The sequence below is a fragment of the Priestia sp. USM5 genome, from assembly GCF_058323215.1.
In genome coordinates this window covers 1,397,888-1,423,390 of record NZ_JBSGKN010000001.1, presented here as the reverse complement: position 1 = coordinate 1,423,390, position 25,503 = coordinate 1,397,888, and the positions used below count along the sequence as shown (strand labels likewise).

At 39.1% G+C, this 25,503-nt stretch carries 27 protein-coding genes and 1 other RNA gene; 10 read left to right on the top strand and 18 right to left on the bottom strand.

Going from position 1 to position 25,503, the window contains the following annotated elements; translation table 11 throughout:
• Positions 1-238 precede the first annotated feature (238 nt).
• Positions 239-556, bottom strand: coding sequence for a hypothetical protein (locus ACWATA_RS07675; protein WP_045290693.1), 318 nt, complete (start codon positions 554-556; stop codon positions 239-241).
• Positions 557-712: 156 nt separating this feature from the next.
• Here ACWATA_RS07675 and ACWATA_RS07670 point away from each other — a divergent pair, with 156 nt between their 5' ends.
• On the top strand, positions 713-931 hold the full coding sequence (locus tag ACWATA_RS07670; protein ID WP_028414570.1) for a hypothetical protein: 219 nt from the start codon (positions 713-715) through the stop codon (positions 929-931).
• A 107-nt stretch (positions 932-1,038) separates the two neighbouring features.
• Here the strand turns inward: ACWATA_RS07670 and ACWATA_RS07665 are convergent, their stop codons facing one another.
• The 3 genes from ACWATA_RS07665 to ACWATA_RS07655 form a co-directional block, all read right to left on the bottom strand.
• Entirely contained in the window at positions 1,039-1,575 is a 537-nt protein-coding gene (locus ACWATA_RS07665; RefSeq protein ID WP_473049734.1) for a complement C1q domain-containing protein, read from the bottom strand.
• A 149-nt stretch (positions 1,576-1,724) separates the two neighbouring features.
• Positions 1,725-2,504 carry an enoyl-ACP reductase FabI gene (fabI, locus tag ACWATA_RS07660; protein ID WP_013084067.1) on the bottom strand — a complete coding sequence of 260 codons (780 nt, stop codon included), beginning with the start codon at positions 2,502-2,504 and terminating at the stop codon, positions 1,725-1,727.
• 322 nt (positions 2,505-2,826) lie between these two features.
• A complete protein-coding gene (locus ACWATA_RS07655; protein ID WP_033580274.1) occupies positions 2,827-3,537 on the bottom strand; it encodes a GntR family transcriptional regulator in 711 nt (236 codons plus the stop codon).
• Between the two features lie 285 nt (positions 3,538-3,822).
• On the opposite strand from ACWATA_RS07655, the gene bglA reads away from it, so the two are divergent.
• Complete coding sequence (gene bglA, locus ACWATA_RS07650; protein ID WP_289578093.1) at positions 3,823-5,262, top strand: 6-phospho-beta-glucosidase BglA; 1,440 nt, start codon at positions 3,823-3,825, stop codon at positions 5,260-5,262.
• An 80-nt stretch (positions 5,263-5,342) separates the two neighbouring features.
• Here bglA and ACWATA_RS07645 read toward each other — a convergent pair whose 3' ends face one another.
• The 5 genes from ACWATA_RS07645 to ACWATA_RS07625 form a co-directional block, all read right to left on the bottom strand.
• On the bottom strand, positions 5,343-5,492 hold the full coding sequence (locus tag ACWATA_RS07645) for a hypothetical protein (protein ID WP_013058052.1): 150 nt from the start codon (positions 5,490-5,492) through the stop codon (positions 5,343-5,345).
• A 200-nt stretch (positions 5,493-5,692) separates the two neighbouring features.
• A complete protein-coding gene (locus tag ACWATA_RS07640; RefSeq protein WP_034263876.1) occupies positions 5,693-7,090 on the bottom strand; it encodes an NCS1 family transporter in 1,398 nt (465 codons plus the stop codon).
• 239 nt (positions 7,091-7,329) lie between these two features.
• Positions 7,330-7,593 carry an excalibur calcium-binding domain-containing protein gene (locus ACWATA_RS07635; RefSeq protein WP_033580271.1) on the bottom strand — a complete coding sequence of 88 codons (264 nt, stop codon included), beginning with the start codon at positions 7,591-7,593 and terminating at the stop codon, positions 7,330-7,332.
• Between the two features lie 101 nt (positions 7,594-7,694).
• Positions 7,695-8,627: a class A beta-lactamase gene (gene bla / locus ACWATA_RS07630; RefSeq protein WP_473049733.1), complete on the bottom strand. Its 933-nt coding sequence runs from the start codon at positions 8,625-8,627 to the stop codon at positions 7,695-7,697.
• A 171-nt stretch (positions 8,628-8,798) separates the two neighbouring features.
• Positions 8,799-9,344, bottom strand: a complete 546-nt coding sequence (locus ACWATA_RS07625; protein WP_473049732.1) for a cupin domain-containing protein — start codon at positions 9,342-9,344, stop codon at positions 8,799-8,801.
• A gap of 137 nt (positions 9,345-9,481) precedes the next feature.
• On the opposite strand from ACWATA_RS07625, the gene ACWATA_RS07620 reads away from it, so the two are divergent.
• Positions 9,482-10,099: a LysE family translocator gene (locus ACWATA_RS07620; RefSeq protein WP_473049731.1), complete on the top strand. Its 618-nt coding sequence runs from the start codon at positions 9,482-9,484 to the stop codon at positions 10,097-10,099.
• Positions 10,100-10,207: 108 nt separating this feature from the next.
• A complete protein-coding gene (locus ACWATA_RS07615) occupies positions 10,208-10,342 on the top strand; it encodes a hypothetical protein (RefSeq protein ID WP_268990040.1) in 135 nt (44 codons plus the stop codon).
• Positions 10,343-10,376: 34 nt separating this feature from the next.
• Here ACWATA_RS07615 and ACWATA_RS07610 read toward each other — a convergent pair whose 3' ends face one another.
• Positions 10,377-10,691 carry an MGMT family protein gene (locus ACWATA_RS07610; protein ID WP_033580267.1) on the bottom strand — a complete coding sequence of 105 codons (315 nt, stop codon included), beginning with the start codon at positions 10,689-10,691 and terminating at the stop codon, positions 10,377-10,379.
• A gap of 345 nt (positions 10,692-11,036) precedes the next feature.
• On the opposite strand from ACWATA_RS07610, the gene ACWATA_RS07605 reads away from it, so the two are divergent.
• Positions 11,037-11,579 (top strand): MerR family transcriptional regulator, encoded by a 543-nt coding sequence (locus ACWATA_RS07605; RefSeq protein WP_325077631.1) that lies wholly within the window; start codon positions 11,037-11,039, stop codon positions 11,577-11,579.
• Positions 11,580-11,611: 32 nt separating this feature from the next.
• Here the strand turns inward: ACWATA_RS07605 and ACWATA_RS07600 are convergent, their stop codons facing one another.
• From ACWATA_RS07600 to rnpB, 3 genes are all read right to left on the bottom strand, one after another.
• A complete protein-coding gene (locus ACWATA_RS07600) occupies positions 11,612-12,496 on the bottom strand; it encodes a LysR family transcriptional regulator (protein ID WP_473049730.1) in 885 nt (294 codons plus the stop codon).
• A gap of 357 nt (positions 12,497-12,853) precedes the next feature.
• Positions 12,854-13,243, bottom strand: coding sequence for a VOC family protein (locus ACWATA_RS07595; protein ID WP_165636438.1), 390 nt, complete (start codon positions 13,241-13,243; stop codon positions 12,854-12,856).
• Between the two features lie 180 nt (positions 13,244-13,423).
• Positions 13,424-13,812: RNase P RNA component class B (gene rnpB, locus ACWATA_RS07590), an RNA gene on the bottom strand.
• A gap of 248 nt (positions 13,813-14,060) precedes the next feature.
• Here rnpB and ACWATA_RS07585 point away from each other — a divergent pair.
• The 3 genes from ACWATA_RS07585 to ACWATA_RS07575 all read left to right on the top strand — a co-directional run bounded on the left by ACWATA_RS07585 (position 14,061) and on the right by ACWATA_RS07575 (position 17,667).
• The gene (locus tag ACWATA_RS07585) at positions 14,061-14,879 is read left to right on the top strand and encodes a histidinol-phosphatase (protein WP_165636437.1); all 819 of its coding nucleotides are present in this window, start codon (positions 14,061-14,063) and stop codon (positions 14,877-14,879) included.
• A 301-nt stretch (positions 14,880-15,180) separates the two neighbouring features.
• Positions 15,181-16,761, top strand: a complete 1,581-nt coding sequence (locus ACWATA_RS07580) for a sensor domain-containing diguanylate cyclase (protein ID WP_473049729.1) — start codon at positions 15,181-15,183, stop codon at positions 16,759-16,761.
• A 144-nt stretch (positions 16,762-16,905) separates the two neighbouring features.
• Complete coding sequence (locus ACWATA_RS07575) at positions 16,906-17,667, top strand: MBL fold metallo-hydrolase (protein ID WP_460113033.1); 762 nt, start codon at positions 16,906-16,908, stop codon at positions 17,665-17,667.
• 297 nt (positions 17,668-17,964) lie between these two features.
• Here ACWATA_RS07575 and ACWATA_RS07570 read toward each other — a convergent pair whose 3' ends face one another.
• Both ACWATA_RS07570 and gdh read right to left on the bottom strand, forming a co-directional pair.
• Positions 17,965-18,954, bottom strand: a complete 990-nt coding sequence (locus ACWATA_RS07570) for a DUF4003 family protein (RefSeq protein ID WP_473049728.1) — start codon at positions 18,952-18,954, stop codon at positions 17,965-17,967.
• Between the two features lie 144 nt (positions 18,955-19,098).
• Positions 19,099-19,884, bottom strand: a complete 786-nt coding sequence (gene gdh, locus ACWATA_RS07565; protein WP_034650269.1) for a glucose 1-dehydrogenase — start codon at positions 19,882-19,884, stop codon at positions 19,099-19,101.
• 450 nt (positions 19,885-20,334) lie between these two features.
• Here gdh and ACWATA_RS07560 point away from each other — a divergent pair, with 450 nt between their 5' ends.
• Together ACWATA_RS07560 and ACWATA_RS07555 are read left to right on the top strand one after the other, a co-directional pair.
• Positions 20,335-20,961: a nitroreductase family protein gene (locus ACWATA_RS07560; RefSeq protein ID WP_473049727.1), complete on the top strand. Its 627-nt coding sequence runs from the start codon at positions 20,335-20,337 to the stop codon at positions 20,959-20,961.
• Positions 20,962-21,021: 60 nt separating this feature from the next.
• Positions 21,022-22,326 (top strand): aldehyde dehydrogenase, encoded by a 1,305-nt coding sequence (locus ACWATA_RS07555; RefSeq protein WP_155007863.1) that lies wholly within the window; start codon positions 21,022-21,024, stop codon positions 22,324-22,326.
• Positions 22,327-22,363: 37 nt separating this feature from the next.
• Here ACWATA_RS07555 and ACWATA_RS07550 read toward each other — a convergent pair whose 3' ends face one another.
• The 3 genes from ACWATA_RS07550 to ACWATA_RS07540 form a co-directional block, all read right to left on the bottom strand.
• Complete coding sequence (locus tag ACWATA_RS07550) at positions 22,364-23,734, bottom strand: DUF2254 domain-containing protein (RefSeq protein WP_034268530.1); 1,371 nt, start codon at positions 23,732-23,734, stop codon at positions 22,364-22,366.
• A gap of 398 nt (positions 23,735-24,132) precedes the next feature.
• Positions 24,133-24,906 carry a TPM domain-containing protein gene (locus ACWATA_RS07545; RefSeq protein ID WP_033580251.1) on the bottom strand — a complete coding sequence of 258 codons (774 nt, stop codon included), beginning with the start codon at positions 24,904-24,906 and terminating at the stop codon, positions 24,133-24,135.
• Complete coding sequence (locus tag ACWATA_RS07540; protein WP_080754488.1) at positions 24,906-25,475, bottom strand: LemA family protein; 570 nt, start codon at positions 25,473-25,475, stop codon at positions 24,906-24,908. Before ACWATA_RS07540 ends, ACWATA_RS07545 begins: the two co-directional genes overlap by 1 nt.
• Positions 25,476-25,503: the final 28 nt, after the last annotated feature.

Below are 25,503 nucleotides of genomic sequence, written 5' to 3'. Positions count from 1 at the left end.
CATGGATCCTCTCATACGAGCCGATCCACTTTATACAGTTTAGGAATTATGAATGTTTTCTTTAACCTGCTTTATTGTGTGTACCCCCTCCCCTATAGATCAAACATACTTTTCCGTTTTCATGCATCACCTGTGCTCATATAAATGACTAAAAAATAAGCTTATTGCCCCATTCATCATCTGCGCACAAAAGGTCCAGTTCTCCTTAGGAACTGGACCTTTTGTGTTAAAAAGCTGATTAGCTTTGATGATAAATATTATGCCATTGATTCCATGAACTGTGTGGATGCTGCTGGTGCCACTGATTCCATGGCACATATGGATTTTGCTGATGCCACTGATTCCACGAACCGTGCGGATACTGCTGATGCCACTGATTCCAAGGTGTGTATGGATGTTGTTGATGCCATTGATTCCATGTGCCGTGCGGATACTGTTTGTGCCACTGCTCCCAAGGGACATGAGGATGTTGCTGATGCCATTGATTCCACGTGCCTTGAGGATGCTGATGATGCCATTGTTCCCATGGAATATAATGTTGCTGTCCTTGATGCATATTTCGTCAACTCCTTTTCCTTTGCCACATCATATGTTCTTTTTAGAATTTAGAGCTTATCTATTTTAAAATATAGGCGTTTGATTAATTATGAATTACATAACACTTTTGTTTTTATATGGTAATATCAATATAAAACATCCAGGAGGATTTCAGTTGGTTAAAAACTTACCTTTATTAATGGCTATCTTACTTATAGGAGTAAGCTCTTCTCTTATAAGCGGAAGCATAAACTTATCTGGAAGTATAGAATGGATATTTTTTATTATTAGCCTTATTGCTAATATTACTGCCGTGATTGGTCTTTCTTTACACGTATTCCTTTACCTTCCTATGAAAAAAGCTGAGAAAAATCTAAAAGAAACGTTTAAATGAATATAAGCAAAAGAAGCAGATTTCTTATGAGAAGTCTGCTTCCTTTGTCAGCTTGTATTAAACTTGTTTTTTTCGACTTCTTTACACCAAAAGATGCATATAGCTCTTTATTCGGAAGGAGATGGAAATCTTGCTGCTTCGAAATGCGACACATTTTCTGTTGTGACAATTGTGCCGTCAACATTACTTTCCGCGAAGACTTCAACTCGATCTCCTTTTTCTAAATTGTAAATAGTAGAGACCGATACTACGTTAACAAATATAGTGTTTCCAGCAAAGAAATCGTTATCAATTGCGATAACCGCCGTGCCGTTGACACGAATTTCTACGCGCGCTCGATAATCGACAGTCGTATCATTAGGAAGAAATCCAATTGTAGCAACAAGGGAATATACGCCATCTTTTTTGGGGCGAAAAACAGACGTAACGGGATTGTATTCATTTGCTAAATCAAACTGTTTAAACTGATAGGAAACTTTTACAGACGTGTTTGCTGATACTGGCTGATTTGTAAGGTTAAGAGCACGAAACGCTGAGTCTCTTGTATTTCCTTGCTTGTCTTGTGGACAAGAACTATGGTGATGTTTCTTAGAAGAATAAGATCTTTCTACATGATATTTATCATCTTTTTCAATCGTAATCATCCTTTCTTTGTGTGTCTATCTATTTTATTCATTCGCAGGAAAAATGCTTGGATGCTTGTTCTTTGACTCATAATTTTTAATAGAGGAAACGATAGATTTCTGAATTTCCCACAAAAAAACACCTTCTCATTTGAGAAGGTGTTTTGCAATTAACCTACAATATTATAACCAGCGTCCACGTGTACGATTTCTCCCGTTACGCCGCGTGAAAGGTGGCTCAGTAATACAACCGTCATGTCGCCAACTTCTGCTTGCGTTACGTTACGCTTAAGAGGTGCTTTTTCTTCAACATGGTGAAGAATTTGGTTAAAGTCAGAAATGCCTTTCGCTGCAAGTGTACGAATTGGGCCTGCTGAAATCGCATTTACGCGGATATTGTCTTTCCCTAAGTCTAATGCTAGGTATTTTACTGAAGACTCAAGCGCTGCTTTTGCTACGCCCATTACGTTATAGCCTTCAACTGCGCGCTCTGCACCAAGATAGCTCATCGCTACAAGAGAACCGCCTTCTGTCATAAGAGGTTTCGCTGCTTTCGCTACGGCGATAAATGAATAAGCGCTTGTATCTTGAGCAAATGCATATCCGCTTCTTGATGTATTGATGAACTCACCGTTTAAATCTTCTGAGTGAGCAAACGCAACAGAGTGAATCACTCCGTGAACTGTGCCTGCTTCTTCTCCGATTTTTTTGAAAGCTGCTTCAATACTTTCGTCGCTGTTTACGTCACATTCAGCAATTAATGATGCTTGAATTTCATTTTTTTCTAAAAGCTTGTTCAATTTTCCTAGTGAACGTTCTTTACGGTATGTAAAAATTAAGTTTGCTCCTACTTGATGAAGGGCTTTTGCAACACCCCAAGCAATACTTCTGTCGTTGGCAACTCCCATAATCACAATGTTCTTGTTCTTTAATTGTAATAAATCTTCCATATTATCCTCCAAAAAAAATTAGTCATCAATGATGACTAATAGGTAATTGTATAGCTTTATTATAGCACAAAGATGCGCTTAGTTCCTAAGAGTCTTATGAATTATCCATTTTTGGTCTATAAATGACCTCTTACTTGTCCGAATTTTGTAGCCATGCTTGCGTTGTTTCAGCATATTTTGTGGCTGCAGGTGAAAGATGATAACGAGTTCATTCCTGACCATAACCGTTTGCTTATACCCTATATGTATAAAACTTTTTATCGAAAAAACGTAAAAAAGCGCCTCTCTCTCGTTCCTTACTAATTGAGAGACGGGCACTTTTTTATAAAACATGACTCGTTGCTTGTAAAAAGAACTGCGACTGTTCGTAGTTATACGTCACTTTTGAAAAGTCAAACGGCTGGCCATTCGCTAAGTGAAAAAGTGTTTCAATAAATAATTTAGGATCGCCTTCTTTTAATCCTAAGTACTTTGCTTCTTCTTCGTTCAGCTTGCCGACGTGAAGATATAGATCAGAAAACCCGATTTTTAAGCCAAGGCCTTCTTTAATGTAATGAAAAATAGACTGAGAAACAATTTCGTTATTTAAGTACGTAACGATGGATTTATTATAAAACGATTCTTCCAGACAAAGCGTCTGGCCGTTAATATACCGTACTCTTTTTACATAATAGACGTCGCTATTTTCTTCTATGTTTAAATTTAACGCCGCTTCTTGTGTCGGTTTCCGTACATCTAGCTCAATTACTTCCGACGTTAACTGAAAATCTTCAAGTTCACTTGTAAATCCTTGATTGGAAAGCAAGCCAATATATCCTTTTCGTTTATGACGACGGACAAAAATGCCGCTTCCTCTTACTTGAAAAACAACGCCTTTTTTCTCCAGCAGATCTAAGGCTTTTGTTACGGTGCTTTTGCTCGCCTTAAACTGTGCCATCAGCGTTTCTAATACCGGCAGCTTGTCTCCTTGCTGAAGCTTGTGTTCTTCAATATAGGTTTCAATTTCAATTGCAATTTGTTGGTATTTGATCATAGCTATACCTCTTTACTGATATTTGTCTCAACAATAAAACGATTATACCATAATCTAACTCCAACCCATAAACTTAAATTATTTATTGATTATTATTTTATTTGGGTATTGATAAATTGTATCGGTACAATTATACTGAAAGCGTATACTCAACAAGGGTGTTAACAATCACACCGGTTATTATCACACATTCAAGCGATTATCGAGAAGTAATCGTTGAAGATATTAAGAATAGCGGACTAAATCAAACATTATTTACCGTAGTGAAATAAGGAGGAACTAACAATGACAAAAATGCCAAAAGATTTTTTATGGGGCGGCGCATTAGCAGCTCATCAATTTGAAGGTGGATGGAACCAAGGTGGAAAAGGACCGAGCGTAGTAGACGTTATGACTGCAGGTGCGCACGGTGTACCGCGACAAATCACTGAAACAGTGGAAGATGATAAATTTTATCCAAATCACGAAGCGATTGATTTTTATCACCGCTACAAAGAAGATATCGCACTGTTTGCAGAAATGGGCTTAAAATGTTTGCGAACGTCTATCGGCTGGAGCCGTATTTTCCCTAAAGGCGATGAAGCTGAGCCAAACAAAGAAGGACTAAAATTTTACGACGATGTATTTGATGAACTGTTAAAGCACGGGATTGAACCGGTTATTACGCTGTCTCACTTTGAAATGCCTCTGCATTTAGCTCGAGAATACGGCGGATTTAGAAGCCGAAAAGTGGTAGATTGCTTTGTGAAATTCGCTGAAGTTTGTTTCGACCGCTACAAAGACAAAGTCACGTACTGGATGACGTTTAATGAAATCAACAATAAAATGGACGTAAACAATCCTCTATTTCTATGGACGAACTCAGGCGTTTCTGTAAAGCCTGGTGAAAATGCAAAAGAAGTGATGTATCAAGCGGGACATCATGAACTTTTAGCAAGCGCTCTTGCCGTATCAAAAGGAAAAGAAATTAATCCAGATTTCCAAATCGGAGCAATGGTGTCACATGTGCCAATTTATCCGTATTCTTCAAACCCTGAAGACGTGATGTTAGCAGAAGAAACAATGAGACAGCGCTACTTCTTCCCTGACGTTCAAGTTCGCGGCTATTACCCGAGCTACGCGTTAAAAGAATTTGAACGAGAAGGCTATCATATTCCGTTTGAAGAAGGCGACGAAGAAATTTTACGAAACGGAAAAGTCGATTATTTAGGCTTCAGCTATTACATGTCCACAACGGTTAAAAGCGACGTTGAAGCTGATAACACGGGTGATATCGTAAACGGCGGCTTGCCAAACGGCGTAGCAAACCCTTATATCAAATCAAGCGATTGGGGCTGGTCGATCGATCCAACGGGCTTGCGCTATACGTTAAATCGTTTCTACGACCGCTATCAAATTCCGCTATTCATTGTAGAAAACGGATTTGGCGCCATCGATACGGTTGAAGCAGACGGTTCCATTCATGACGCATCGCGAATTGAATATTTAAAATCGCACATCGAAGCGTTAGAAAAAGCTGTAACGTACGATGGTGTTGATTTAATGGGCTACACGCCGTGGGGAATTATTGATATTGTTTCCTTTACAACAGGCGAAATGAAAAAACGATACGGGATGATTTATGTCGACCGTGACAACGAAGGAAACGGATCGATGAAACGCTACAAAAAAGATTCTTTTAACTGGTATAAACATGTGATTGAAACAAACGGTGAAGAACTGTAAGAAATCAGAAAAGCCGGGTACCTGCGTGAAGACACAGGAACCCGGCTTTTTTAAAACGTGTAAAAATAAATGCAAATACGTTATCTCGGTTTATCTACTAGCTGTGTTTGCGCAATTTCTGTTTGCTTAATTCCCGCTCGTTGAATTTCATCCGCAAACGATTCATGTTTCAGCGTTTTAATTACCTTTTCGCTTCCATCTCGAAGAGTATACACTCTAAATTCATACATACTCTGCCCTCTCCTTTAAGCTGTGATTGATGCGATACATTAGATGCGCTCCTGTTCAAAGCAACTCCTAATAGAGGTTACTTTTTACTCTTCTTTACTTTACCCACTTTTTAGGAAACTAGACAAAGAGATTTGCTCTGACGCGATAAAAGACACATAAAAAGCCTTTGCCGTAAGCAAAGACTTTTATCTATTGAATATTATTGTTCAAAGATGGTTCCTTTTTTGAACTTTGACTGTTTAAAAGCGAATTTCGTTAAAAGAATATACGCAACTCCTGCGACTACTACTCCTATAATCCAGCCTAAATCAACTTCAATAAACGCAGCGCCTGCACCGATGAGCATCGCAAGCATGGCGCACGGATTGTAGCCGGAAAACGGCCCTTTTTCTTGATACAATTCCTCTACATTCACTTTTTGCTTCCGTAAAATATAGTAATCGACTAGTAAAATAGAAACAATCGGCCCTAAAAAAGCAGAGTAAATCAAAATGAACAAACCAAGACCTGCAGCTGATGAATCTTGAACAAGCACCCAAGGGAACGAGCAAAAGGCAAGCAGCCCGGTAATCGTAACCGCTACTTTATAGTTTGCTTTTGTCAGCAGCGTAATGACATACGTAGGCGGAATAATGTTTGCCACCATGTTTACGGCAATCACGCCAATCACAATAAATGCTGATACAGCAACAGTGATATACGAATTATCGACTACAACCGCGAACGCTTTAACTGGATTGGAAATACCCGTAGCAGAAGCAAGCATTGCTCCGATTGTCAGAACGAATCCGTAGGCTACTAGAATCGGTGTAAAGTATAAAAATCCGCGCTTCTTGTCGCTAATGCCTGGCTTTAGCTCTCTGGAGTAATCGGCTGCGCTTAGAAAAATCGCCGCATAATTACCCATAAACATCATAATGAAAGAAAAGAACGGAAGTCCCCACGAACCTTTTGTATGTACCCACTTCTCCCCTACTACTTCACTATGAGACGTTAAAAGAACACCAAATACATACACAAGACCAAGCAATATAATGATTGACGCAAGCATCTCTACCCATTTAACCGCGTGGAAGCTGTACAGCGAAAGAACAATTTGCAGCAGTTGAATGATAATAAAACAAAGAACAAGATTGTCAAAAGACCCTTTGCTCACAATTTTACCAATTTCGTTTAAAGCTGTACCGCCTGTCCAGCTTTGGAAACCATACCAAATGATAGCTGGAATACCTCGTAAAAGAGACGATATAACGGAGCCTTTTATGCCAAAAGACATTCGAAGCTGCATCACATACGGTATACCCGTCTTATAGCCAATTCGATCGTTTAACACAAAAAAAGTAGAAATAATGCCAATGGCAATAATGGCTGCCACAAACGTTTGAAAAAGATTTAATACCGCTGTACCCGCAATTACTAAGCTCGCACCAAGCGTCATATTTCCTAAATTAACGCCGTCTCCAATCCACATAAACATATAGGACAGCGGAGTTAGCTTTCGATCACTTTCCGCTTTTGGCTTTAGCGACGGATCAAGACCCCTATCTTGATGAGAATGTACCTCTTCTATGACGGTACTTGTTGCATTTGTAGACACTATACACTCAACTCCTTTTTTATGGTGCTTACACGCCCTAAACTAACATCTAATGTAAGTTAACTTAACATGTACATAGTGTATACGAATTTTACCGAAAGTTCATTATTATTTATGTGAATTTTCTGATATTAATTTGTACGATTTGACTAATTGTTGACCTCAGTTCGTAACAAACAAAAGTTGATAACAAAAAATCCAAGCGCTTACAATAAGCGCTTGGATGAGTCACTCAGTATTTATTTTTCACAGGCAATGTAGTCTTTATCTCGATCTAGCTTTGTATTGGCATCATACAGTGCTTTTGATACGTACGGTTTGTACTTTGTTTTGCCGCCTTTATTCTTTACATTAGCCGCACGAGCTACGCCGCCTTTGTAGTCTTTGTTTAATTCGGTACAGTTTTTGTAAGATTTAGCTGCCGCATCTACGTTTGAAACCGTGCCAAAAGATACGCTTGTTAATAAACCGAAAGATAGAACAATTGGAAAAATCTTTTTCATAACAGATACTTCCTTCCTATATTTTGTCTCATTAATAATAGAATGTTCTATCAATCTTTTCAATCTTTTTTTTACATTTAAACTACTATTATCCAATTTTTTTATTTATAAGTAGCTTTAAGAGCCTTGACCGCTTGTTTAGCCGCTTCTGCAATCAGTTTATCATGATACTCCGCATCTTTTTCCGTACGATCGGAAAGGATCGCAAGAACAATTGGATCTCCACTTGGCGGCCAAAGAATGGCAATATCATTCCGCGTCGCGTAGGAGCCTGCGCCTGTCTTATCGGCTACTTCCCAGCTTTTTGGCACGCCCGCTCGTATCAAGGCATCCCCTGTCGTATTTCGTTTCATCCAATCCGTTAAAAGTGCACGTTTGTCTTCAGGAAGTGCCTGTCCAAGTACATACGTTTGAAGACTTGAAGCAAGTGCTCTTGCTGTACTTGTATCGTGGGTTTCTCCTGGATTCACTTCATTTAAATCCGGCTCAAACCGCTCAGGCAGCGTTACATCGTCTCCTATGTTTTCTAAAGCTTCTTTAAATCCGTCCGGTCCGCCCAGCTGCTGCAGAATTAAATTCCCTGCCGTATTGTCGCTGTAGCGAAGCGATGCATCCGCGAGTTCTTTAAGAGTCATGCCTGTATCCACGTGTTTTTCTGTAATAGGGTTATAGTTCACAAGGTCATCGCGCGTATAAAAGATTCGCTCGTTGAGATCTTCAATTGATTTCTGCTGTAAAAGTGCACCGACAGCAAGCGCTTTATGAGTAGACGTATAAGCAAAACGCTCGTCCGGGTGATACGTTACCGTTTTATTTGTACCGGTATCTAATGCATAAATGCCAAGATTCGCATCATATTTTTCTTCAAGCTTAGCAAACTCTCGATCACTTTTAGTTTCTTGTTTTTGAAACTTCACCGTTTCAGCCTGTACTCCGCTGCTTGAAAAGCCTACAACCGCCGCGCATGATAGAGCCAGTGCAGGCATCATTTTTTTAAGCTTTGAAGTGTAAAACATCTCTTTCCATCTCTTCATTACCTTTCAACACCTTTCCAAAAAGTATTTAGTATGTAGTCTCTTAGGTAGAGATTACCAACAATTCTATTTTATCAATTGTTTACTCTCACAAACATGATAGTTTTATCACATTTATATAATAAAGTACCCGATAATGAAGAATAACTAGCATACCACCTATTAATAAATTTAAAATACCGGCGGCGTAACGGAAAATAAAATAACGGCTTTCTCATCAAACGGATTGTCCCATTTGTGCTTAAGATGCGAAGGGATTTTGACGCTATCTTCTTTTTCTAGCACGTATACTTCCTCGTCCAAATACACTTTAATTTTTCCTTCTAAAACGTATGCCACTTCCTCCCCTTTATGTGCTAAAGGAGTTTCAGATGAAGACATCATGGGAGGGACTTCCATAATCGCCGTAGCTAGATTTCCAGTAAAATCTGGTGATACTAGCGAATACGTTAACTCTTTTACCTTCATCGTTTTACGCTCGTTTGACCGTACGACTAAATGAGAGGTATTTATGTCTTCAAGCAAAAAGCTAAAAGTAGGCACGTCGAGGCATTTAGCTAAAATCTTAAGCTTTGAAATAGACGGATTAGCTAACCCTCGTTCAATTTGACTTAGCATAGACGGCGTGATATCCGCTAATTTTGCTAATTCACGACTGCTTAGTCCCTTTTCTTTTCGAAATTTCTCTACTTTTTTTCCAATATCTATGTTTTCCATGATGATTCCTCCGTAAAAGATGTTTAATTATATTTAATTTTATTAAATTAAACTTAATAAACTGAGTTAAGTGTGTTAAATTATATTTAATAAATAAAGTATATTTTAATTTTATCACAGCGAGGAGGAAGAAAAAAATGAATGACATCTTGACCTTTTTGGTTCTTACATTGTTTGTTATTATGAGCCCTGGTATCGATACCGCCCTTATCACGAAACGAACGATGGCAGACGGACAAACTGGCGGCTATAAAATGGCATTAGGCTTAGCGAGCGGCTCTTTAGTTCATACGCTCGCCGCCACGTTTGGCTTATCGGCTCTTCTCCTTCAGTCAGCTCTGACATTTGAAATCGTAAAATACGCAGGAGCCCTTTACTTAATGTACTTAGGCATCTCTGCCTTCCTTTCTAAAAAAAGCAATGCATCTTCTTCTGAAAAAGAGGAGCAGTCAAAAGAAACATCCGTTTTTCGTCAAGGCCTTGTCTCAAATGTTCTTAATCCAAAAGTAGCGGTGTTTTTCTTAACTTTTTTACCTCAATTTGTTCAAACTGATCAAAACGTAACGCTTCAATTGCTTCTTATGGGAATAACGTATACGATCCTTGCGATCACGTGGTTTTTCGTATTCGTCTTTTTTATTAACTATTTAAGAAAATGGCTTACAACACCTAGCGTGCAGCGCTTTATGGATAAAGCAACGGGCGTCGTGTTAATCGGATTTGGATTAAAGCTCGCTTTTGAAAAACATAAATAACAAAAGTATGTTAGTTGAAGAAAGTTCCGAATGAGTTTGATTTTTGATGGAGAATCAAACTCATTCGGATTTTTTTATTAGTAGGGTAAATGCAGGTGCTTCTAGCCGGTGATTGAAAGGCAAGGCGAAGACTCATGCAGGAAAAGCGGAATAGATGAGACCCCGCAGGAGCGCAAGCGACGAGGAGGCTCAGCGGCCGCCTGCGGAAAGCGAAGTCTTGCACGGAAATCAACAGGCGTGTAACAAGCAATTCATACTCGATCATTTATCTCAATTGTTATTTATGCACGTCAGGTTCATAGAGATAGAGTTTAAGATCAAGTCTTCCCTCTGAAGAAACGAGTATTCCTTCCGCTTCGAGTGAAAGCTTTTGAACAACATGCATTTCTTCGTCTTTAAATCCAATTTCTCCTTTAGAATTGATCACTCGGTGCCAAGGCAGTTTGTGTTTTTTGCTCATCGAATGCAAAACTCTTACCACTTGCCTTGCACCTCGAGGACTCCCAGCTAGGCGGGCAATTTGTCCGTATGTCATGACTTTTCCGCGAGGAATTTGTTTAATAAGGGCTACTGCTCGCTCTGTAAAACTCATGCTGTCCCTCCTTTTATTGTTTAGTACAACATTACCATAATTAATAAACCGTGAAGTAATCACTCGATTTTTCTTCAGCAACATTATAAGATAATACATAAGAAGTACGCTCATCATTGTGCAACATTCTTCAGGTAAATGCTTGTATTTCCTATTCTTCAACTAGCAAATCTTTGCGCGAGTGGCAGCTTATCCCTTATTTATGACACTGTGATTATAAAAACGTTACAGAAATCAACACAGCAAAGTACGTAGAAGCGTTACATGATAAGATAAACAGTAGATACTAGTACAATTTCAAATTGATGCTGACGAATAAGTAATCATTTAAAAAGTGGTGAGAAAATGACAAAATGGCTTAGTGTAAAAGAGTTATCTGAAGAAACGAGTATTCCTACTTCAACTATCAGAAGATACATAGATAAATTCGAAGATTTCTTTATACAAAAAGAAGATCATCGACCAAAACAATATGAAGCTGCAGCTGCGACCGTTTTACTGAAAATTAAGCAGCTTTATGATGAAGGCTGTCAAGCAGAAGAAATCAATGAAGCACTGCAAAAAGAATTCTCTTTGACTACAAGCAAGGATCAAGCTGCCGTGTCTCTAGACGAAGACAAAGAGAACACAGCAGAAGCAGCTGACCAGCCCGAGGCGGATGACCAGCAGCCGACACCTCCCGAACAGCCGGTACAGCCTCCACCCCAACAAGAGCCTGATACAAAACAAATTCTTCAGGAAAAAGATAAGCAGCTTATTCAATCTTTGCGTAAAAGTCTGCGTGAACAGCAGGCCATTTCAGAATTAGTAGAAGCTTCAAAAGAAAGCAGCGTAGTAGGTAAAAAGAGATCGATTTTAAAACGGTTATTCCAACGAAAAAAGGACTAAGTTTGTAAACAAGCCTAGGCCATGAAGCATCTTTATTTCTGATCATTAAATTTATGTAAAACAAAGTTTCTAAACTGTTTAACAGCCGGCGATAGATATCTTCCTTCAATCCATGCTAGTCCAATGACTCGGTGGCAGTTGGCCTTAGCTAATGGGATTTTCACTATTTTGCTTTGATCGATTCCGTGTAAATCTGGAAGGATAGAAATTCCTAAGCCGGCTCCTACTAGTCCCGCTACGGTATCAGCTTCCTCTCCTTCAAACATGATGTGAGGCATTCTTCCTGACTCTTCAAATAACTGCTCAAACGTAAGACGAAGAGAAAAGCCTTCTTTTAAGTGAATAAATGATTCCTCAGCAATTTCTTCTAGTGCAATACATTCACGATCAGCATACCGGTGATTTTTCGGTACGATTACAAACAGCTCTTCACTCCAAAGATGCTGCCTTTTAATGAACGATTTCTCTTCCATCGGCGCAATCAAACAAAGATCCAGTTCGCCGAGCTCCAGCTGTTCAAGAAGCACGTGCGAAGGACTTTGCCTCAGCTGAAAATTCACCTTAGGATATAAACTGCGAAACGAAGCGATTAAATCTGGAATCAAATCCGTGCTGAGCGTATGTAAAAATCCAAGTGACACCTGCCCTTTTTCAGGATCTAGCAGCGCTTGAATTTCCTCTTGTCCTTTATCAAATTCTTTCATTATGTTATCTACACGCTTTAAAAAAACCTTACCATATTGATTTAATATAATGGAACGTCCTTGCCGGTCAAATAGCGATGCTCCTACTTCCTCTTCAAAACGAGCGATTGAACGACTGAGCGCAGGCTGCGTAATTAACAGCTCTTCTGCGGCGCGCGTCATATGCTGCGTACGTGCTAGCGTTTGAAAATATTTAAACTGCTGCCATTCCACTTTGTACCATCTCCTTATCAACCATTCTATCCATTACATAGATGTATGAAAAATATGATTATAATGAATTATACATTATAAATAGCAGGTGTTACGATAAAAAATGGAAACATACTCGAGGATGTTTTTAGTTCATCTTGATGACTGCTGTATACGGCTCTTATTAAAATTTTATGATCATCATTTTCTAGCAGAAAGAAGGATTTGTTATGAAACGTAAGGGGATTATTAAAAAGCTAACTAAGATATCATAGTAACTACACAGCAAAAAGACCCTTCTATCACACTAAAAGAAAGGTCTTTTTTGAGAATCTAAAACACATTTTTTCTTGTATGTACCCCTTAAAGTAGACTTTTTTAGAATTTAACTCGTTCTACTAACTGCAGCAATTCATCATTAGGTCCGTGAAATAAAATCATTCGTCCGCCTTCAAGCGTTGGCTGAGGCTCAGATGATAAAAATTCAATTCCTTTGCTCTTATAATGTTGAATCGCCTTATTTATATCCTCTACCGTAAAGGCAAGATGGTTAACAATCCCGCTATTGGTATACTCGCCAATCGGATCAATATCTCGAATGAGCTCAATTTCAATACCCGGCTGTTCTTCAAGATACAAAAAAGCCATCTCTCTTTTTTCGGTAGAGCCTTGAAGGCGAACTTTAAAGCCAAACATATCCCCGTAGTAGTGAATCGTTTCATCCATATTTCCAACAATAATTGCCGTATGTTCCATTTTCTTAATCATCGATATTCTCCCTTTCCCCATATTTAGTAGGTACAAGTAAACTATACAGCAATTTAGGCAATATGTATTTCCATATACCTCGAGTCCTCATACTATGGTTAAAAAATAACAAACAAAAAAACAAACCCCAGTGGTTTGTTTTGGTTACATCTTATATAGTCAGTCTCTGTTTCAACAACGTTCGATAAGCCATGTTTTGTACCTTTGTACTGCAAACGATTTTACTCTCGTACTCTGGTGGTAATCATCTATCTACGATTACGCATGTAACCGTCCGTCTCTCCGTTAAATTCCTTCGAGACAGTTCCCCTACCATTGTTTGGGTTTCTCGCTCGTGGGGTTTACCGCGTTCCACCTTTGCTGTTTCCAGCAAAGCTTCGTCACTGTGGCACTTTCAGGGATACTCGACCATATCCGAGGACTTAGGTGGTTTTTCCCGCCGTCAGCTAAGCTATAAGCCAAGCTGCCCTAGCTTATTTTTTCACTAGGCACGAACACTACGGGCATCTCAGCACCGTGCGAGCATGGACTTTCCTCTACATCAAATGATGCAGCGATTACCTGAACGTTATTTCAGATCGTGTATGAGTAGTATATGCGTTTTAATAAGCCAAATCAAATGTAACTTTTGGAACGGATTCCAATTCAATTTTTACAGCAAATTAAATAAAATAACTTGTTTCTGTACACTCTTTTTAGTAGATGAATCACCCGCAAATTCAAGAAATATTCTCTTCATCCATTTCTACGAGGGATACTTTGTTTCTTTGTAGAATATTCTATACACCACACAAAAAGATGACAGAGGTGATGAAACATGAACGCTGAGTTAAAATTTGATTTTCATACCCATCACGACCGATGCGGACATGCTCGCGGAACGATTCGAGATTATATAGAGGCGTCTATTGATAAAGGCCTTGATATTATTGGGATTTCGGATCATTCTCCTTATTTTGCGAGCGAAGAAGAGCAGCCGTATCCTCACATTGCGATGGGAAAAAGCGCATTCTCCGGATATGTAGCTGAGATTTTGAAACTAAAAGAAGAATATAAAGAGAAAATTGAAGTGCTGTTAGGCGTGGAGTCTGATTTCTTTCCTGAGCATGCGGGAATATATCAAAGCCACTATGAAAAATATCCGTTTGACTACATAATCGGCTCTGTCCATCAAGTTGATGAAATCAGTATCTTTCATAAAACGCGCTGGGAAGGACTTTCTCAAAAAGAAAAACAGCGCACGAAAGAAACGTATTATCAATTGATCCAAGAGTCCGCCCGAAGCAGAATGTTTCAGATTCTTGGCCATATTGATGCCATGAAAGGATTCTATCCCTCCTTTTCTTCTATCGAGACAGCTGTAATCGATCAGACGCTAAAAGTGATTTCGGCACATGACATTGCTATAGAAGTGAATACATCAGGCAAAACCAAAGACTGCGGAGGCTGGTATCCTGCAGACGATATTTTAGAAAGAGCCCTGCACTACGGGGTACACATTACATTTGGTTCCGATGCTCATGATCCGGAGCGTATTGGCGACGACTTTGAATTGGTAAAAAAGCGTCTTAAAGAAATCGGATTTACAGATTGGGTCTTCTTTAGACAGAAAAAAATGCAGGTGGCATCTTTGTAAAACGGTGAACTTAAATAGACTGTAAATACAAATATGCCTGAAGACACGCAGATGAAGGACATCGCGTATTTTCAGGCATGTGTTTTTTTACTGAGAAACTTTGACTTTTGTAGCTGAAGATAAATTTTCTCCGTTCGTTTCAATTACTTGTTGTTTAGGCACCATTTTTCCCTCGTCTTGACCTACCCTTATAGTCCCTCTACCATCTCGAACACTACTAAATTCCTACATAAAATATCCACATTTCATTTCAACTGTGCTACATTTAACTAAAAATGCTTTCTTAATGAGGGATACAATTGTGAATTTAGATTTAACAGCTTATATAACGCTTATCTGTACGTCCGGTGTTCTTAATCTATACTTATGTTTTTACGTATTTATTAAGCGTCACCACTACGCTAACATTGCCCATTTATTTATTCTTCATACAGGCTTCACCTCTATTTATTGTATGGGTGCGGCGTTTAGCTTACTATCCGTTAACCTCGGAGAAATGAAATTTTGGACCGCTATTCAATACGTGGGCATGCCTTTTTCGCCTCCTGCAGGACTGCTGTTTGTTATGCAGTATGTCGGCATAAAGGTAAGAAAAAAACATATTTTCGCCCTTTTTATCATTCCGTTTATTAGTTTGATTATGGTCGCAACAAATGACTGGCATCACCTTCATTACCGAGTGTTTGAAATTGATTCCGTTCTAGGTGCTCCTTACGTTCATCAAGAAATTGGACCATGGTACACAATTCACGGCATGTTCATCTTTTCGTCTATGTTCGTTGCTTTTTTGCTCGCCGTTTACCGCTGGAAAGAAACAGCCAAAGCTTACCGCCTGCAGTTAATTTCATTAATGGTCGGTCAATTAGTCCCTATCGTCACAGCTTTTATCTATTTAATGGGCTTTACGCCGCAGGGAATTGATCCAGTTCCGATGGTTTTATGGGTTTCTTCATTTTTATATTTATGGTCCATTAACTCATCGCGTATGTTTACAGTCATGCCCGTTGCGAAAGACGCGATATTTAACAGCATCAATGACGGCGTTGTCGTGCTCGATGAAAGCTATAGATTAATTGAATTTAATCTAGCGTCTAAAAACATGTTTCCGCAGCTAAAAAAGTCGATGCTTGGAAAACATTTTGCTGATATTTGGGTGACGCTGTCCGGCCGTTCGTTTCCTTTTGCATTAGAAAATGCAAAAAGCAGTCATGAACTGGAGCTTTTTTCTGAAGATCAATCTTCGTATACGTATCAAGTTCGCACTTCTCCTTTGCAGTATGCTAACAACAGTCACGGCTTGCTGCTTATTTTTACAGATATCACGGAGCTAAAAAGACTTCAGCTAAAGCTTGAAAATCAAGCTTATTACGATGAGCTGACGCAAATCTATAATCGTCGGGCATTTTTTCAGCAAAGCAAGCAAGCGTTCGATGAAGCAAAAAAGTCCGCATCTTCTTTTACACTTCTTTTACTTGATATTGATTATTTTAAAAAAGTGAACGACACGTATGGTCATTATGCCGGCGATCAGGTGCTTGTACATGTCGTAAAAGCCTGCGAGTCCGCATTGCCGCAAGGAGCCCTTTTTGCTCGGTACGGCGGTGAAGAATTTGTACTCGCGCTAAAGGGCCATACTTTATCTGAAGGCGAAACGCTTGCTGACCAAATTCGCCGTCACGTCGAGACTCAGCCCTTACTGATTAATGAAAAAACCATTTCTGTTACGCTAAGTCTTGGAGTAGCACAAGCCGAAAAACAAGAAAATGAAACGTTAGATGAGCTGTTGAATAAAGCAGATATCGCCCTGTACGCTGCCAAACAACATGGACGCAACCAAGTACGTGTATATAAAGAAATAAAAGAAATCCTAGAAAGAACCTAAACAGCACTGTTTCGGTTCTTTTTTCTTTTGAGTACTATTCTTTCATTTATCAAGTAAAAGTGCTAAAAGACTTGATTTTGTTTATGTATTTGAAAACAGCTCATCCTATAAACTAGAGGTAGATCAAAAAAAGGAGAGATAGAGATGAAGATTACACACATTCGAAATGCTACTTTACTTGTTGAATACGGGGGAAAAACGTTTTTAATTGATCCTATGTTAGCGGAAAAAGGCACGTACCCTCCCTTTCCAAATTCGATCAGACAAGATCAAAACAACCCTTTAGTGAGCCTGCCGTTATCCGTTGAAGAGATTATTGAGGGTATTGATGCCGTCATTCTCACTCACCTTCATTTGGACCATTTTGACGATGCCGCTAAGCAGGCGTTGCCAAACGATATCAAAATGTTCGTTCAAAATGAAGAAGATGCCGCAGTAGTAAGAGCTGATGGTTTTAAAAATGTAGACGTACTAACAAAGAACACGGTCTTTGAAGGCATCCAATTATCTAAAACAAAAGGTGAACACGGAAGAGGAGAAATTTTAAAGCGTACCGGTTTAGTATGCGGCGTTGTTTTTAAACACAAGAGCGAAAAAACGCTTTATGTAGCTGGAGATACGGTATGGTATTCCGCTGTTGAAGAAGAAATCAACACCCATCAACCGGATGTCATTGTCGTAAACGGCGGCGATAATCAATTTTTAGAAGGCGGTTCTCTTGTGATGGGGAAAGAAGATATTTACGAAGTACACAAAGCGGCCCCTCATGCTACGATTCTTTCTGTCCATATGGAAGCTGTCAATCACTGGACCCTATCAAGAGAAGAGTTAAAAAGCTTTATCAACGAAAAAGATATGGCGTCCCGTGTCTTAGTTCCAGATGATGGCGAGGTCTATACTTTTTAAGAGAGAAGATGAGACAAAAGTATTTAAGTTGAAGAAAGGTCCGAACGAGTTTGGTTCTTAGTTGAGAATCAAATACGTTCGGATCTTTTCATTGATATAGTAAACGTAGCTTTCATATGTGCAGTTGCTTCCAGCGGTTGATTGGAGGCTCAGCGCCCGCCCGCGGAAAGCGAAGCCTTGCATGGAAATCAACCGCTGTGTCATAAGCGATCTACGAGCTATTTATCCCACTGATTCATCTTTAGGTTAGATTGATGTAGTTATGTCTCCCTCTCTCTTTTATAGCTCTTTAATTTATCAAGTAGTAGTCGTAGTAGCAACTGCTGAAGTGCTCGCAATAACCGCTAGCATAGCTGCTTGCTGAGCTTGAATAATCGTTTCAATCGTTGTATAGATGCCCGTTTCGACCACTCTAGAATCCTTCAGTTTTTCACTGATAACCAAATTAACCCCCAGCATAACGTTGATGTCTTTCTGCCATTTAAAAAGTTTATCTGCATTTAACTGCTTCACCACTTCATGGATAAGTTCAATTTCAGTTTCTGGTTTTTCAAACAGTGCTAATAAGCCAATGACCGGGTAATGCATTGCCTTTACTTTCATGCCTGCCGATTCACAGGCTTCTTTTACTGATACGCATCTTTCAATAAGGGTATCTGCATCTAAATTTTTATCGATTGAAAGAATATGACTTAAAAATTGAAGGTCATTTCCTTTTTTAAATCCATGCTGCGCCAATGTTGTATAGAAGTGTTCAATTTCATGCATGAGATCATCAGTAGACTCGCTCGTTTCAGCTAATAAAACGGCAAGAGGTACATCGCCGCTTGAAGTAAGGAAAAGGTGCTTTCTTTTCATGCCTTGATAAATTTCTGCGGATCTTCGGATCATTTCTTTATGACTTCGGCTTGACTCATTCGACAGCATAGCCGAAGCCGCAATGTACGTAAAAGCGCCTCTCGTAAATCCGCCTTGTATCAATTGATCGTATACGTCAAGAAACTCATGAAACGTTTCTTTTGGATTCTCATAGCGAGTATCAAGCATAGCTGCTATTGTAAAACGCTGTGATGATTTTAACGTAGAAAACATCCCTACTTGATTTTTAATATAGTCGCTTAACTCGAGATAATCCTGAAGCTCGAGCGATTTACCTTTCACTGCATAAATAGAAGCGATAGCCATAAACTGCTTGTGATCTGCAGCTTTCCATTTGAGCTCATTTTTTAAGCTTATATAAAAATCTCTATACTGATTTACTTTTTGTTGAATCGTTTCCGGGAGCATATCAACACGTCCTTTGTTCGTCGTTAGCTTATATACGTAGCACTTCAACAAAAGTTTCAATATTTGGTAAATATCCTATACATTTATTACATACAAAAAAGACCCCGGAATATTCCGAGGTCTTTTTTTGTTCAGTTCTATTTATTAACCTCTTCCCGCTTGGAAAGAAGGATATTTTGTCATACCGCCATCCGCAAATAATGTAATACCTGTTACATAGCTTGCTTGTGATGATGCTAAGAATGCTGCAACTGACGCGATTTCTTCCGGGTTACCGATGTAGCCCATTGGAATCATACTTTCTACGTCTGCACGCTGTTCTGGATCAGCGAATTTTTCAGCGTTAATTGGTGTATCAATTGCCCCAGGTCCAATGTTATTCACGCGGATTCCTTTTGGTGCATATTCAAGAGCCAATGTTTCCGTCATTAGCTTCATGCCGCCTTTACTTGCTGCATAGTGAACAAATAATGGCCAAGGAATCATTTCGTGAACGCTAGACATGTTAATAACGTTTCCTTTGATATCATTTTCAACAAAATATTTAATCGCTTCGCGGCTGCCTAAAAACGCGCCCGTTAAGTTTGTGTCGATTACTTGATTCCAGTTTTCTAATGATAATTCATGAGAAGGAACCGGGTTTTCAACACCAGCATTATTAATCATAACGTCTAATGTGCCAAATTCTTTAACAGCTGTCTCTACAAGGTTCACAACGTCTTCTTCTTTTGTTACGTCGCCTCGAACAATAATTGCTTGACCGCCAGCTTGTTCAATTTCTTTTTTTACTTCTAGCGCTTCGTCTTCGTTGCTGCGGTAGTTTACAACCACTTTTGACTGCTCTTGACCAAAACGAACGGCCATTGCGCGACCCAATCCTTTTGATCCGCCTGTTACAACTACTACTTTATCTTTTAAATCTGTATACATCTTGAAGTCCTCCTACTTTTCCTGTTTAATATGTCTTGTTATACTGTACTAATTACAAATACAGTTTAGGTTTTAAAAAGAGAATAAACATTTTTCTATCTCTTCTTTGTCAAACTGTCATTCATTTAAAGAGCAGTAAATTCAATTCTGCTCCCTTTTCGTTACTTATCGTAACCAAGAGAGATAAAGTAGTCAAACTTTTTGTTTGATCATTTTTATCATTTCTTTTTTCCTTACTCTCTTTATAGTTGTTTGTTCCCTGGAGAATGAGTCTTCACACTTCCAATTCACACCACTTCAAAAGTTTAAACTTTTTCCCTTGCAATTCTTAAATCAATGTATTATATTGTTGATGTATCAATTATTGATATGTCAAACAATTGTCCACAATCAAAAATATGGAAATGACAATAAATATGTTTAACGCCTAAAAAGAAAGGAATAATGACTATGACTACAAAAGACTTTAACGAAATTGCTTTAAAACGTCGTTCAATTAAAAAATATGATCCTTCAGTAAAAATTAGCCGTGAGGAAATGGAGGAAATTCTTACAGAAGCTATGCGCGCTCCTTCTTCTGTTAATATGCAGCCGTGGCGCTTTGTTGTAATTGAAACGCCGGAAGGAAAAGAAAAGCTAGCTGAACTTGCGAAATTTAACAGTGAACAAGTTTATACATCTTCAGCTGTTATTGCCGTGTTTGGTGATATGAATAACGTTGAATATGCAGATGAGATTTTCGGCAAGGCCGTAGAGCTGGGCTATATGCCTCAAGACATTAAAGAACAGCAGCTAAATTTCTTTAAGCCAATTTACGAAAACATGCCAAAAGCAGATATGAAAGACATCGTGCTGATCGATTCAGGTCTTGTGTCTATGCAGCTTATGCTTGTGGCTCGTGCTCACGGGTATGATACAAATCCAATCGGCGGATACGAAAAACACTTAATCGCAGAAGCATTCGGTCTAGATAAAGAACGTTATCTTCCAATTATGCTTATCTCAATCGGAAAAGCAGCAAGCGAAGGTCATGCTTCTTACCGTCTACCGGTCAATACGGTTACGACTTGGAAATAAGCAGCTAGTTCTATTCAATAAGTAAAGAGCTAAAAATGTGAAGTAAAAGGAGACTTTCTGATGAATAACTATCAAGAACTTACAAAAAAACAGCTTTCATTCTTCAACAGCGGTAAAACAAAAGACGTTGCGTTCCGTATCGAAACGCTAAAAAAATTAAGAGAACTTGTTGTGGGTCATGAAGACGACATTTTAAAAGCAGTAAAAGCTGATCTTAACAAACCAGAAATGGAAGCAAAACGTGCAGAAGTTGGTCTTGTACTAAGCGAAATCGACTTTGCAGTTGAGAATCTTGCAGAATGGGCAGCGCCAAAAGAAGTAGAAACACCATCTACTCACGCTGGAGCAAAAAGCTACATTTATCAAGATCCATACGGTTTAGCTCTAGTGATTGCACCTTGGAACTATCCGTTCCAACTTGCTGTATCACCAGTAGTAGGCGCGATTGCTGCAGGTAACTGCGTGGTGTTAAAGCCTTCTGAATTAACACCTCATACGTCAAGCCTTCTTGCTAAGATGTTTAATGAAAACTTCCCTGAAGAATACTTGACTGTAGTCGAAGGTGAAGTGGAAACAAGCACGGCTTTACTAAAAGAAAACTTTGATTACATCTTCTTTACAGGAAGTACAATGGTCGGCAAAATTGTAGCAGAAGCTGCAGCTAAACATTTAACGCCTGTTACGCTAGAACTAGGCGGAAAAAGTCCTACAATTGTACACGAAGATGCTAATATTGAAGAAGCAGCTAAACGTATTGCGCGCGGTAAATTTGCAAATGCTGGCCAAACGTGCGTAGCGCCAGACTACATTCTTGTTCAGCGAAATGTAAAAGACGAGCTGCTAGCTAACCTAAAACAAGTCGTAACAAACACGTACGGCGAAGATGTTTCACAAAATCTAGACTTCCCTCACGTAGTGAGCGAAAAGCATTTTGATCGTCTTAACAGCTTCTTAACAAACGGAGATATCGTTTTTGGAGGCAAAACGGACCGTTCTCGTCTGTTTATTGAACCAACTGTTCTTGACAACATCTCATGGGAAGACAATGTGATGCAAGATGAAATCTTTGGACCAATTCTTCCAGTCATCGTATACGATGAAATCTCAGAAGTAATCCAAGCAATCGTAAAACGTCCAAAACCATTAGCACTTTATCTTTTCTCTGAAGATGAAGCAGTCCAAGATCACATCTTAAACAGCGTGTCATTCGGCGGGGGTTCTATTAACGATACAATTAACCACATGACATCTCACTACCTTCCTTTTGGCGGCGTTGGTGACAGCGGAATGGGTGCGTATCACGGAAAAGCAAGCTTTGATACATTTTCACATGCTAAAAGCATCTTAAAACGTTCGAATAAATAAAGAAAAAGCCGAAGTCAGCGTCTGACTTCGGCTTTTTTTATTCTTTCATTTGTTTGGCGATTTGTTCATACTGCTCTTCTTTTTTTGTGGAAACCGCTAAATCGCAAAGAATATGTAAAAAATATTTTTTATCTTGAACAAATAAATACTCTTCTTCAAAGCCTTTAGAAATGTATACGGCAAACTCCCAGATGTCGTCATAATAAGCTGGCCCAATGGCCTCAGCGAGATTTCCAAGCGTTTTGAGCAGCTCCATCGTAATGATAATATTCCGTCTCGCATAGTGCCGGATATTAGCAAATCCATCATATAAAAAGTCCTCAAACTTTTTGTCAGGGATCACCATTCGTATCACGCCTTTATCATCAACTAAGTAAGAAGAAAATTGACTCGCAGCACAAATTTCCCGAAGAATATCGCTAATTTGGTGAATGGAGTTAACCGCCGTTTTGAAGTCATCATTTCCTAGTGATTTAATCGCCATCTCCACAAACTTGGTAATAATATACGTCGTGTCTTGAATATCAGTCTGAGATTTCCCTACATGGATATATTGGTGAAAGACGGTGCAATCCATTTCATCTTGCTCCGTCGAATCTCTATGCCAATAATAAAACAATACGGTTCCGCTGAGCACATAATCCCCTACTTCACGCTCCATTTTTATCACTAAATTATGCTCTTTGGCACAGTGAATCAATTGGCTGTAGTTCAACGTTTGAATATAGCCAGATGTTTGAATACATACCGGCTTTTTCTCTCCTTCTGGAAAGGAAAATTGTTCGCTATGACTAGACTGCGTTCGATGAATCTCCAGTTCCTCGCGAATCGTTGTCTTAATCGCTTTTATGGACGCTGTTTTCATCGATTGAGTCATATGATTTACTTGCAGCCACTTAACAGAATGATTAATGAAGTAGACAAACGTGCCCGCACTAAAAACAGAAAGGGCTGTCGTCACAAACGGAATCGCAAAATATCCGTCTACTTGAGAGCTGTTTAAAAAAAGAAAGACAAAAAGTGTATACAAAAAACTCCCTATAAAAATACCTAAAATTCGCTGAGTAGACTTAGAAGAAGCAAAGTTTTTTAACACGCGAGGAGAAAACTGAGCTGCAAATGATGTAAACACAACGAGCATTAAGTTAAAGGTAAATGTGGTAATCGATAAAATCCCGGGCATAATCGTACTCACTAACGTATTCGTTAAATCCATGTTGATTGAAAAAAATGAAGGGACCTTCTCTCCTACTTTGCAATAATAGTCAAGAAACAGCGTCAGTGCAGCTAAAAGAACAGAAAAGAAAGCATAAATTAAGGGACTAAACCAGATTTGACTAGTTAACTCATCTTTAAACGCGCGAGGAGAAAGCTGTTTCCTTGCCGCTATCCATCTAAATGTATTCATATAAAACCTTCCTTTTTATTTGTAAATCTCTAACTTTTTTCTTAGTTCCCTAATTTTTTTTGATTATGCTTATACAATGGAAAAAATCTATTTTTTAAGATATAGGCACACAAAGCAAAAAAGAGGTTGAGATACCCCTAATTATTTCATCTAAATGAGGACAAATAGAATACATGAGCTGAACCCCTCATGACGCGGCCGGTGAGCCTTTCCCCCCAGGAGTCTTCGCCTCGCCCTCCAATCAACTGCTAGAAGGAACTGAATGAAGATATGAAAGCTAGGTTCACCATCCAAACAAAAAATCCGAACGCGTTGGATTCTCAATCAAGAATCCATCACGTTCGGATTTTCTTTCAACTAACCTCATTTTATCTCAGCCTCTTTTAACTCTTATCTTTTTACCAGCCTCGGCTCGCTCCGCCGCCTCCGGAGCTGCCGCCTCCCCCTCCGCGAGGACCGCTTCCACTGCCGCCACCTCCGCCGCCTCTTCCTCCAAACATCACAAGGAAGTTTAGCAGAAATTGAGTGATGGCTCCTTTAAAAAAGACAAAGTCAAGGATAAGCAAGCCCACAATAACAGCTGCAATCAGCAGCGTTTGAAGGGGTGTGAAATGAACACCGCTATCAGAAGGAGGAGCTGCTTTTGGCACTTTTTGTTCAAAATCTGTTCCTAAATCATACTCTTTTACGACTTGGTTATAAACAGCTTTATATGTGCTTTCTAGCGCCGTATCGTATTTGCCGTTTTTTAAGTTAGGAATAGCATAAGAGTCAATGATTTCTCCAGATTTGATATCGGTGATAGCTCCTTCTAATCCATACCCTACTTCGATTCGGATTTTTTGTTCTTTTTTAGCGAGCAAAATAAGAACGCCATTGTTCAGCTTTTTATCACCGAGTTTGTACTTTCGAAACGCTTCATTTGCGTACTCTTCTACATCCGAATCACCTAATGAATTCACCGTAAGAATCGCTACTTGAGCTTTCGTTTCATCATCTAACTTTCTGCCCATTTGATTGATATCCGCTTTTTCCTGGTCATTTAACAGATGAGCAAAATCTTGAACGTAAATATCGCCTACCGGATTTGGGATATCAGGTGCAGCAAAAGCAACGCTTACCGTATTACATAAAAGAGATAATAATAAAGCAAACGAAGCAAGAAATTTCATCACTTATCGCTCCCAAAATCAACTTTCGGCGCTTGTTTTTCTTCATTTGTTACTTCAAAATATGATTTTTCATCAAACCCAAACGTGCGCGCAAACATGTTTTTAGGAAATCCCTTAACGGATTTATTATATTTTGCAACTTCATCATTATAGTCTTTACGCGCTACAGCGAGTCGATTTTCCGTTCCTTCTAAGCTATCCATCAAGCTTCTGAAGTTTTCATTTGCTTTTAAATCCGGATACTTTTCAACCACTACAAGCAGGCGATTTAACGCGCCGCTTAATTGCTGATCTGCATCAGCTTTATCTTCAGGCGTTTTCGCTCCCGCTAGCTGCGCTCTTGCCTGAGTGACTGAATCAATTGCTTCCTGTTCATGCTTAGCGTAGCCTTTTACCGTTTCCACTAAGTTAGGAATTAAATCAGATCGTCTTTTTAGTTGGTTATCCACTTGGGAAAATTTATTATCTACATCTTCCTCTGCGCTAACGAGGCCATTGTAAGAGCTTATTCCGTAAATTACAATAAGCACTAACACAACAATCGTAGCGATCAAACCTTTGTTTCTCAATGTATTACCTCTTTTCTTCATCAAAATT